Source organism: Fimbriimonadaceae bacterium, assembly GCA_019638775.1.
In the GTDB taxonomy this organism is placed as follows: Bacteria; Armatimonadota; Fimbriimonadia; order Fimbriimonadales; family Fimbriimonadaceae; genus JAHBTD01.
Genome location: JAHBTD010000028.1, coordinates 1 through 10,959, shown reverse-complemented (window position 1 = coordinate 10,959; position 10,959 = coordinate 1). Strand labels below are relative to the sequence as shown.

The window sequence follows — 10,959 nt, the reverse complement described above, 5'->3', positions numbered from 1 at the left end:
GCTGATCAAACAGCGAACCGGCGCGCGCTTCGTGCCGATTATTTTCTTGACCGCCGTGACCGATGAAACAGGTCTGACCGAATGTCTTGCCTCCGGAGGGGATGATGTGCTCACAAAACCGTATAGTCTTCCCCTCCTACGGGCGAAGCTCTCAGCCTGGTCACGCGTGCAGGAACTCCACGCGCGAGTTACTGAACAGAAGCAGGAACTTGAATCGTATCGTGACCGCTCGCTCCATGAAATCGATGTGGCAAATGAGATTCGCACAAAAATTCTGGCGACTCCCTGCATGGAGCGAATGGGCATCAACTACCATGTGGCGCCTGCGACCATCCTTGGCGGCGATGTCGTATTAGCCGGGACGACTCCGACCGGCATTCTTCATGTCCTCGTGGGCGACTTCACGGGCCATGGGTTGTCCTCCGCAATCGGTGCATTACCGTTGGCCGACGTGTTTTATCGAATGACCGAACGAGGGCACGCGCTTGGGGATATTTTACGGGAGATCAATCGCAAGTTGAACCACACGATGCCGATCGGAATCTTCTGTGCAGCCAGCGCAATCGAAATCAATCCGGTCCGCAGCCGGGCATCGGTGTGGAACGGCGGGCTTCCACCCGTCTTGGTCATCAATCCGAGTGCGGGGGTTCGGTTGCAATGGGCATCGCAGCATCCTCCCCTAGGGGTGCTGTCTGCCCAAGAGTTCATGCCGAATCTGGAAACGTATGACATACAGCCGGGCGACCGAATGATTCTGTATACGGACGGCGTGATCGAAACGCGCAGCCCATCGGGGGATCTGTTCGGCGAGCCTCGGGTTCATGAGGCTGTCACGCAAGGTCCGGCGTTGCATACCTTCGAGAAACTCGTGGCCACACTCACCGCTTTCGCCAATGGAGGTGCCCAAGAAGACGATATTACGATAGTCGATGTCTCTTGCGATATCGTTCTCGAACGATCCGCAGTACGGGTTAATCCGCCCTCACGGGAGCGTTCGTGGCAGCTTCCCTGGCACATCGAGGTCCGATTGGGGCCTGACACGATGCGGACCGAGGATCCACTACCGGACTTGATGCAGCTAGTGAGCTTGCTCCCCGGCCATGCTCGACACCGGGAGCGCTTTTTCACCGTGTTGACGGAACTCATCTCGAATGCAATCGACCATGGCGTACTGGGAATACAATCGAATCTGAAAACGTCGCCCGATGGATTCGACGCCTATTACCAGGAGCGCGACCGACGCCTGGCCGCATTGCAAGACGGCTATGTGCAGATCTCCTTAACGCATACTCCATCTGCGAGCGGTGCCAGATTGATCGTGCGTGTCGAAGACAGCGGGGCGGGATTCGATGCTATCCACCCCGCCGCACCCTTGTCCATGAATGATTCGATGTTCGGTCGCGGGCTCGCGCTCGTCCGCGCACTGTGTCAGAAGGTGACATTCCATGGCGCTGGCAATTGTGTGGAGGCAATTTATAGCTGGGACTGACGACTATTGAAAACAGTGCGGCGTGCCTTAAGTCTAACGAGTATTCCTCCGATACATTAGTCGGAAGGGGTAGGCGCCGGTGACCTGCCTACGAAATCTGGTTCTTTCTAATAAGGAGAGAGTGTCATGCTGAATGCCATGCGACGATTTTTCCACGAGGAAGACGGTGCGGCGGCCATTGAGTACGCATTGATCGCATCTGCGATCGCTGTGGTCATCGCCACGGCAGCGTTTACGCTCGGCGGCAATATCAGGAACATGTTCACGCGATTGGCCGGCCTGATTCGCTGAACCCATGGCTTTGTCGGATCTCCCTTCGAGGTGACGATGGACATGATGCTATTCGTTCTGGTCGTGGTGATCCTCGGGGCGGTCAGCGACGCGGCGAGGGGCCTGATTCCGAATTGGCTCACGATGGCAGGTGTGAGCGGTGGCATCACCTTACAGACCGCACACGATGGCCTGAGTGGCCTGGTCGGTAGTCTGGCCGGGTACTGTGTCGGCATCGCTCTGCTGATCGGGTTCTATGCGTGCGGAGGAATGGGGGCCGGAGACGTGAAACTTCTTGGCGCGGTCGGAAGCTGCTTAGGACCGTTCGGCGTGATGCAGGCCGCCGTGGCCATCGCCCTGTTCGGCGGGCTCTATGCACTGGGCGTCAGTTGCCGGCACCGGGGATGGCGGATGATGCTGCGGTCCGTCTATGCAGGGTGTCTGACGATCGCGCTCACCGGTTGTCCGGCACCCTCTGCAACGTCGACCGGTCCAGAACCGTTGCTCCGGTACGGTATCGTGATCGCGCTCGGGACGACACTGACCCTGTGGTGGCGAGGAGATCTGGCGTTGATCTCTTGACGGATCGTATGAATAGCCGGGAGACGGTGGCACCCTGTCACCCCCACGGCGGAAGCAGAATGAACTTCTCAGCGGCATACCGGGGAGACCGCGTGACCCGTTATTAGGCCGGTGGTGACGTTGTATCGCGAGGAACATATCCATGGCGCTGACATCTCGGCAACGGGCACTCCTTGTGATCGGGCTGGGGGGAACGATCGGAGCGGTGAGCAGCCTACTCGCATATGGCTATGTCCAGCAACTACTGGATGAGACGCGAACCGAACTCAGCGCGAACAATCGAATGACGTCCGTCGCCGTGGCTGCCCACGCGCTTCCCTGGGGAACCGTGTTGTCCGGTGATGCCGTCCGTGTGGTGTCTTTTCCCTCCGAGAGCGTCCCTGATGGGACCTTCCCGTCGGACGATGAACTGATCGGTCGCGTACTGTTGACGCCGCTTGCCTCGCAAGAACCTATTCTTGTCTCGAAACTCGCGCCGACCGACGTCACGACCGGCGGCATCGCGGCCATCACCCATCCCGAGAAACGCGCCATGGCCATCAAAGTGGATGATGTCACGGCAGTCGGAGGGATCCTGAAATCAGGCGACCACGTGGACGTTCTGACCACCATGTCTCGAGTGCTGAACGGCGGCGAGTCAGCCACGAAGCTGGTGTTAGGCGACATTACCGTGTTGTCGACCGGATTTGATTCGTCTTCTGCCAAAGAAGATGAGTCGCTTCTCTCAGGCCAGAAGGTCTCGCGTACACCGCCGACCGTCGTCACGCTGGAGGTGACTCCCCACGAGGCGGAGCGGCTGTCACTCGCATCAATGGAAGGAAAAGTGCATCTGGCGCTCAGAAACCCGCGCAGCGCGACGACCGTCACGACACCGGGTGCGACCGTGTCATCGCTCTTCGAGGCCCAGAGGTCAGACCCACAGAGGACGTCTGAGACTGTGTCGCGACAACGAAGAATCGTTCGTGACCGGCCCTCCGATCGAATGATCCGCGCGAGCGCGAGGGAGCAGGCTCACGCATCGAGCGCCGAGCCGACGGCAGACGCGTCGACAACTGTGGGTACACTGCCTCGGCTTCAGCCCTATGTGCATAGTCAAGCAGCGGTGGCGACTGGTGCGGAAGCGGGAGGCGCGCTCGCGTCCCCCGACAGCACCGGCCTCAACAGGCCGGATGAAACCCGGACTCCCGCGCGCACGTCAACCGGCGACCGGGAAGGCAACACTGTGGCGGCGGCACCGGTTCAGGACGGTTCCATCGCCGACGCAGCGATCCGTCCGCCGACAGTGTCGGTGGAAGTAATCCGGGGCGCTTCACGGACGGAAGTAAAGTTTTAGCTGCTCGATAGGCAGAGAAAGGTATGTGACAGAGACAATGGGTGGCGTGCGGAATCAACAGGTGAGCTGGTGGAAACTGATCCTCTGGGGCGCCTTCGCTGTAATCTCGGCGCAACCTTGCTCGGCTGCTGAGTGGGAAACACGACCTGTCGAACGGGTGTCCGTCACGATCGGAAAATCGATGCTCATCGAAACGTCGGCATCGCTTGCCCGAGTATCCGTGGCCGATCCACGGGTGGCCGATGCGCTCGTGCTGAGCCCTCGTCAGGTGTACTTGATGGGAAAAACCGCCGGGGTGACGAACCTCACGTTATGGAACACCACCGGCGAAGTCTTTGCCGCCTATGACGTGGTGGTGTCTCCGGATGTCTCGCGCCTCCAGGAACATCTCCACGCCCTCTTTCCTGACGAGAAGGCCCTTCGAGTCGTGACGACGCAAGAGCATATCGCCTTGAGCGGTACCATGACCAGTTCGGCAGCTCTGACACAAGTCCTCGCCGTGACCGAAACCTATGCGCCGGGCAAGGTGCTGAATCTCCTGCAGGTCGGTGGAAGCCATCAAGTCATGCTGGAGGTCCGTGTTGCGGAAATGGACCGGACGATGTTGCGGAGGATCGGAGTCAATCTCTCCTATGTGAACGGATCCGGCAGTCAATTCGGCGCATCGGTCCTCAAGCGATTGGCGTCCCCTCTTCCTTCCGGCGACGCCTCATCCGTCCTTTCGCCGCTCGGTGCTGTGCCGCCCTTCGGATTCGGGCTGGGGCAAGCCGTGAACGCCTTGTTTCGCTTTCAGAGCGGGTCGGCCAATTGGACCGGTTTCATCGATGCTTTGAAGGAAGACAATCTGGTGAAGGTACTGGCGGAACCGACGTTGATCGCCTTAAGCGGACAGGATGCGCAGTTCCTCGCCGGTGGAGAATTTCCGATTCCCGTCCCGCAAGCCTTCGGCGTGACCACCATTCAGTTCCAGAAATTCGGCATCCAGCTCAATTTCCGCCCGGTGGTGTTGAGCGCGCGCCAGATCGCCGTCACCGTGACACCGGAAGTCTCGGAGTTGGATTTCGCGAACGGGCTCTCGATACAAGGCTTTGTCGTGCCTGCGATTACGACGCGGCGCGCCTCCACCATGGTTGAATTGGAGGACGGCCAGAGTTTCGCCATTGCGGGTCTGCTCAGGGAGAGTGTTCGGGAAACGGTCTCGAAGTATCCGGTCCTCGGCGATATTCCCATCCTCGGCGCGTTGTTCCGCAGCGCGCAATATCAGAAGAATGAAACGGAACTGGTCATCATTGTCACGCCGCATTTTGTCAGGTCGATGACGGATGCGCAGATCACGCTGCCCACCGATGGGTATCTGGACCCGGACGACGTCGATTTTTACCTAAAAGGTCGCTTGCCGAGTCGACAAGGTAGCGCATCGGACATGCGTGGCGTGGAGGTGCCAGCCGGTCGTGAAGGAAAATCGCACGAGGCTACCGGCCTCATGATTCCCTGAGCATCGGTCCATCACGGGCGCCGGTGACAAGCAGACTGCCGTAGGAAGGAGCGAGGAAAATGAAACACGAAGCGATTTCGGCGGCCATGGCCTTGACGGCCCTGTTGTTGACCGGTTGCGCAAGTCCGCCGCAGATGCAAGAGAAATTCGGCAAATCGCTGGCGGCCCTGAAGGCAGCGCAGATCGGAACGTCGGACAGCCGGCGGAGTGACCTTGAAGCCTTGGATGGGCTGGCGGCGGAGATGGTCATGCGTGGCTATCGCAGAACGTTCGATCGTTCACAAGACGGTGGAATGGTTGCGCCACCGTTGCCTCCTCCGGGGATGAAAGAGGCGATCGGCGCCGCAATGCCTCCGTCGGCGGACAACGTACATCCGTAAACGGACCGCCTGATGCGTAAGCCCCCCGAGCTCGGACATGTCGAACACGACCGCCACTGCCTGGGGTGTACCGGAGACGTCGCCACGAATGCGCGTGAGGATGTAGGGGTGACGTTCCACCGCTATTTGTTCAGCCCTAGGCATTACGACAACCGCCGGTTCGCCAGCCGGTGGCCTCGATTGCCAGGCAGTATGAACCAGCGAGGCGCCGCTGCCGTTGAGTTTGCCCTCTTGCTTCCCGTCTTGATCATGGTTCTGTTCGGGATCATCGAGTTCGGCGTTGCGTTGTCCCGGCAACAGGTGCTGGCCACGGCTAGTCGGGAGGGGGCGCGTCTCGGCATTCGACAGTCCGTACCGAGGCCGACTGCTGCCGACATTCAGGCACTGGCACGCAGGGTGTTTACCCAGGCAGGAGTGACCGGCGTGACGCCCATGATTGCCGTCACTGGCGCGGGTGGCCCTAGCGGGACCGATCTGACCGTGACGGTGTCGGCACCCTATCAGTTTTATGTGATGGCAAATGTCATCCCGGCACTCAGAAGAACTGTGACGCTCCGCTCGCGCACGGTGATGCGACATGAGTAGATCGCCTGCAGCAGAAGGATTGCCCCGATCGTTGTGGCAGACCGATCGCGGGGCAGTAGCCGTAGTGGTCGCCGTGGCCATGACTGCGTTGCTTCTGGTCGGAGCAGTCGTCGTGGATATCGGTGCGGCGCTCTTGTCACGGCATCATGCCCAGGCGGTCGCGGATGCCGCGGCATTGGCCGGCGCGCGTCAGCTGGGCGGCATCTACGAACGCACGCCGAATACGATCGCGACGCAGATGCTCTCAGCCGTAGAGCAAACGCGCGTATTGAGGGCGGCGGCTCAGGTGGCGGACCAGAACCGGATCAACCTGGCGACGCTGACGCTTGCGGAACTGCGGATCGGGGCTTGGAATCCAGCGGCGCAACGCCTCGCTGCCACCAATATCGGCGCGGATGCCTTGTTGGTCCGCGCTTCCGGTCAGACATCGACCTTCCTGGCCGGTCTGCTGGGCATTCGCCGGCTGGATATCGCCGCAACAGCGACCGCTGCCCTCACGCCGCTCGGAGAGGTTCTTCCCGGCGGGTTGCCGGCTCCTGTGGGAATCGCGTCAGGATTCGTCGCGCAAGGCCCGATCGACGGCAAACGGGTAGTGTTCTACCAGGCCGGCAACATGGGCCCCTGTACGGGATGGACCACGTTTACTCAAGGGCCGTCCACCGTTGCGGGTCTTCGGACGGTGTTGTCGGGATTGACGGCAGGGAGCCTGAGCAGCCCGACGGCTACGGCCAATCGATCACAATTCCAGTTCGTTCGCGGCAACCTTGCCGCAATTTTTCCACAGATCAAAGCCTTGTACGATGCCAAGAAAAATCCAGCGACTGGACAGTGGGTGGCGGTTGTCCCGATCTACGAGCGCCGAGCCTGCCAGGCCCCGTCAGGCTCACTTCGTATCGCCGGATTTTCGACCGCGGTCATCACGCTGGTCTCCACACCGAACGGGCCGGTCCTCGAAGGCGTGCTGCGGAGCGGGAGTGTGGCCATCGGGCGGGGCGGCGGTCCCGACTATGGCACTAAGGGGAGTGTTCCCGGCTTGGTATCGTGATGGTTCTGAGGGCACGATCAGTCATGTGCCAATCTCGACACGCGACATGCTCGACTCACGGAGGTAGGTATCTATGACTGGTACGTCGAACCCCATACGTCCGCCTGCGGAGCCATCCGGATCCGGTCGGTCGATGGTCTGCGTGTTGGGCGCGCACAGCGGGGTCGGGGGCAGTACCGTCTCCGCGAACCTGGCGTTATGCGCGCAACGTCGCAGCCTGAATCGGGAATCAGCCCTGCTCGATTTCAATCTGTACGAGGGAGACTTGCACCTTCTCCTCGCACTTGAGCCGGAACACTCGTGGCGAGAATTGATGCGCGAGCCCCTCGCGCTGGACCCGACACTGTTGATGAGTGTGCTGGTCAGGCACGAGACGGGCCTTCATCTCCTGGCTTCTGATTATGACGGATTACGAGACGCTTCCGTGCCTCCCGACAAGATCGGGCGTCTGTGCAAGCTTGCGCAGTCGCTCTTTCCGATGGTGGTGGTCGACTGCGGCACAGTCCTCAATTCGGCTGTGAACATGGCGTTGACCTCCGCTACGACTATTCTGCTCGTGATGACGATTGAGGTGCCGTCGATGCGACGCGCCGTACGCATGATGGAGGCGCTGAATACGCTCGGGTACGGTCGTGAGCGCGTGATTCTCGTCCTGAATCGGTCTCGGCGCGAAGACCAGGGTCTGCAGGCTGAAGCGGAGGTTCTGCTCGGGCAGCCGCTCGCCGTGTCCATTCCGGATGTCCCGGAGGACGCGCGCGAAGCTCTCGAGACCGGGCGCGCGTTGTGTGCCGGAAGGAGCGAAGGGGCTGTTGTCCGGGCGTACGAACGCTTGGCGGCCCTCGTGATGGATCCCGCGCAGGCGCCTGCGCTTCAGCCTCCTTCCTGGGGGGCGCGGTGGATGCAGCGGTTGTGGCGCGATGCGGCATAGATCGGCGGATGACGCAACTCCCGACTATCGTTGCGAACAAAGACGGAGGATCAGATGGAGTTGACGGATAGTATGTCGGATTCGGCGTTCACGGGTCGGAATGCGCTCAAACAACGCATCCAAGAACGATTGTTGGCGCGCTTGGATTTTTCGGCGATGAGTCTCCTCGACCCCATCATGCTTCGAGCACAACTGGCGATGCTGGTCATGCAGATCTTGGAAGAAGACGGCGCCGCGTTCAGCGACACCGACCGGGAAGAGGTGATCAACGACGTGATGAACGAAATTCTCGGCCTGGGTCCTCTGGAGCCGTTGCTGCAGGACGAAGAGGTGAGCGACATTCTCGTGAACACCGCGACGCGCATCTACGTGGAGCGGGCCGGAAAGCTGTCGCTGAGCCCTAGCCGTTTTCGAGACAATCGCCATCTCCGGGACGTCATCGATAAAATCGTCGCCCGCGTCGGGCGACGTATCGATGAATCCTCGCCGATGGTGGATGCCAGATTGGAGGACGGATCTCGTGTAAATGCCATTATTCCTCCGCTTGCGCTCGATGGTCCGATTGTATCCATCCGGAAGTTCTGTCGAGAACGATTGCAGCTGGAGCACTTGGTGGCAGGGGGAGCGTTGACCCCAGAGATCGGCGAAATGCTCAAGGCAATGGTCTGCGGGCGGTTGAATATTCTCATCGCCGGCGGCACCGGTTGCGGGAAAACCACGATGCTGAATCTTCTGTCAGGATTTATTCCGGCGGAGGAACGGATCGTCACGATCGAAGACGCCGCCGAACTACAGCTGCGTCAGGATCACGTGGTACGGTTGGAAACCAGACCCTCCAATGTGGAAGGAAAGGGGGAGATCACGCAGCGGGATCTGGTCCGCAACAGTTTGCGGATGCGGCCCGACCGCATTGTCCTGGGAGAAGTCCGCGGGCCGGAAGCCTTGGATATGCTGCAAGCCATGAATACCGGTCATGACGGATCGCTGGCCACGATTCACGCCAATAGCGCCCGAGACGCGGTCACGCGCATCGAAACTATGGTGGCGATGGCCGGCCTCAATCTGCCCGTTCACATGCTGCGGCACTACGTCGCCTCCGCCCTGGACGTCATTGTGCATCTGAGCCGGCTCTCGGACGGAACCCGAAAGCTTATGAGTGTGCAGGAGGTCGTGGGTATGGAACAAGACGTTGTTGTGCTGCAGGAGATTTTTCGCTTCGAGCAGACCGGGTTAGACGAATCCAGGCGCGTGAGGGGACGGTTTCTCGCCGCCGGCGTGCGTCCGCACTTTATGACGCGGTTGGACGCTCTCGGGATTGCTGTGCCGCCGGACCTGTTCGATCCGAATCGTATTCGAGAGGTGTGAGAGGACACCCGCATGATTATCGCGACGCTGATCGTGGGTATCGCCTTGTCGTTCGGCCTTGCCGCAGCGGCAGGACTGTATCTGTGGCTGCCGTCCGGAACGGACCCCGCGTTGTCTACGCAGCGAGAGTTCCCGCGCACAGGCTCTGGCATGGGAGGAGCGCCCAACATCACGCGGATGCGCCGCTGCAGCCCCATCCCATGGGTCGACAGAACTCTGTCTTGGTGGCCCGGGATCGATCGGTGGGAGCGGTGGCGTCAGCAGGCTGGGGTATCCCTGTCTCTGGATTGGCTTCTGCTCAGCGTAATCGGGCCGACCAGCTTCATTTTTCTGTTGGTGGCGGTGGGTGGGCTCGATCCGGTGAGGGGAGGTATCGTCGTGGCTCTTCTGTGGGGTAGCGTTCGCGGTGTGCTGGCCACGCGCGCCACTCGAAGGCTGCGCGACTTTCAACGCCAGCTACCCGAGGCGCTGGATATGATGGGACGGTCGTTGCGGGCCGGCCATTCCCTTCTGGCCGGAATGAAAATGGTGTCGGATGAATTCCCCGCACCGGTGGGTCTCGAGTTTGGGCGGGTTGTGGAAGAGGCGACATTCGGAGTCCCGCTGGGCGATGCACTGAGCCATTTGACAGATCGATTCGATTCGGCGGCCCTCAGATTTTTTGTGACCTCTGTAATGATTCAACGCGAATCGGGTGGCAATTTGGCGGAAGTCATTACGTCGATCAGTCAGATGGCGCGAAAGCGTTTCGAGTTGGCCTCCAGGGTGCGGGCGGTGTCCGCAGAGGGGCGGCTCTCAGCGATGGTGCTCTTCGCCTTGCCGCTCGCTCTCGCCGGTATCCTCTACGTGATCAATGCAGAATATATTACGATTCTGTTTCAGGATCCGCTCGGTCAAACGATGGTCACCGTGGCAGGGATGCTGATGATCTGCGGAGCTGCGATCACCAAACGTATGGTGACTGTTCGCATTTAAGGAGTATGCCAATGGGTCCGTGGTGGGCGCTGGCCGGCGGTGTGTTGTTCGCGAGTCTTCTCATAGTAGGCGGGGGAACCCTATTAGCCGCGGAGAAGTTGCGGACCAGTCGTTGGCGGCGACGAATCGTGGGGACCACCGGAAAGGGCTCCGCGGCTGGCATAGACCGATGGAGACAGCTGGGTATTCGGCTACTGACAACCTGGGGGCGACGAGCGGCGCCGACTCGCACTGAAGGTGAGTCGGCGCATGTGCGCTTCCTCACGGCCGGCTTGCGGAGCCGGAATGCGCCGCTCCTGTTCTATGGCACGAAAGTGCTAGGTGCGACAGGGTGTCCGCTCGCCTTATTTTTCCTGCTGCAGCTGCTGACGGCTCATCCGTGGTGGAGTAATCTAATTATGGCCGTTGCCGGTTGCTTAGCAGGATGGTATGCACCGGATGTGTGGCTTCGATGCCGCATTGCATCTCGGCAAACACAAATCGTAGAGGGATTTCCTGCTGCCCTCGATCTT

General features: G+C 60.4%; 11 protein-coding genes. All 11 read left to right on the top strand.

Annotation, left to right across the window (positions count from 1 at the left end; all coding sequences use genetic code 11):
- Positions 1-1,489: SpoIIE family protein phosphatase (locus tag KF784_18255; GenBank protein MBX3121006.1), on the top strand; the 1,489-nt coding region annotated here is incomplete at its 5' end.
- A gap of 126 nt (positions 1,490-1,615) precedes the next feature.
- A complete protein-coding gene (locus KF784_18250) occupies positions 1,616-1,780 on the top strand; it encodes a Flp family type IVb pilin (protein MBX3121005.1) in 165 nt (54 codons plus the stop codon).
- Between the two features lie 42 nt (positions 1,781-1,822).
- Positions 1,823-2,341, top strand: coding sequence for a prepilin peptidase (locus KF784_18245; GenBank protein MBX3121004.1), 519 nt, complete (start codon positions 1,823-1,825; stop codon positions 2,339-2,341).
- A gap of 142 nt (positions 2,342-2,483) precedes the next feature.
- Positions 2,484-3,674, top strand: coding sequence for a Flp pilus assembly protein CpaB (cpaB, locus tag KF784_18240; protein ID MBX3121003.1), 1,191 nt, complete (start codon positions 2,484-2,486; stop codon positions 3,672-3,674).
- A 37-nt stretch (positions 3,675-3,711) separates the two neighbouring features.
- On the top strand, positions 3,712-5,169 hold the full coding sequence (locus KF784_18235; protein MBX3121002.1) for a type II and III secretion system protein family protein: 1,458 nt from the start codon (positions 3,712-3,714) through the stop codon (positions 5,167-5,169).
- 59 nt (positions 5,170-5,228) lie between these two features.
- Complete coding sequence (locus tag KF784_18230; protein ID MBX3121001.1) at positions 5,229-5,549, top strand: hypothetical protein; 321 nt, start codon at positions 5,229-5,231, stop codon at positions 5,547-5,549.
- Between the two features lie 12 nt (positions 5,550-5,561).
- Positions 5,562-6,134 carry a pilus assembly protein gene (locus KF784_18225; GenBank protein MBX3121000.1) on the top strand — a complete coding sequence of 191 codons (573 nt, stop codon included), beginning with the start codon at positions 5,562-5,564 and terminating at the stop codon, positions 6,132-6,134.
- The gene (locus tag KF784_18220) at positions 6,127-7,179 is read left to right on the top strand and encodes a hypothetical protein (GenBank protein ID MBX3120999.1); all 1,053 of its coding nucleotides are present in this window, start codon (positions 6,127-6,129) and stop codon (positions 7,177-7,179) included. Before KF784_18225 ends, KF784_18220 begins: the two co-directional genes overlap by 8 nt.
- 73 nt (positions 7,180-7,252) lie before the next feature.
- Positions 7,253-8,107 carry a hypothetical protein gene (locus KF784_18215; GenBank protein MBX3120998.1) on the top strand — a complete coding sequence of 285 codons (855 nt, stop codon included), beginning with the start codon at positions 7,253-7,255 and terminating at the stop codon, positions 8,105-8,107.
- Between the two features lie 54 nt (positions 8,108-8,161).
- Positions 8,162-9,472, top strand: coding sequence for a CpaF family protein (locus tag KF784_18210; protein MBX3120997.1), 1,311 nt, complete (start codon positions 8,162-8,164; stop codon positions 9,470-9,472).
- Positions 9,473-9,484: 12 nt separating this feature from the next.
- Positions 9,485-10,447, top strand: coding sequence for a type II secretion system F family protein (locus tag KF784_18205; GenBank protein ID MBX3120996.1), 963 nt, complete (start codon positions 9,485-9,487; stop codon positions 10,445-10,447).
- Positions 10,448-10,959: the final 512 nt, after the last annotated feature.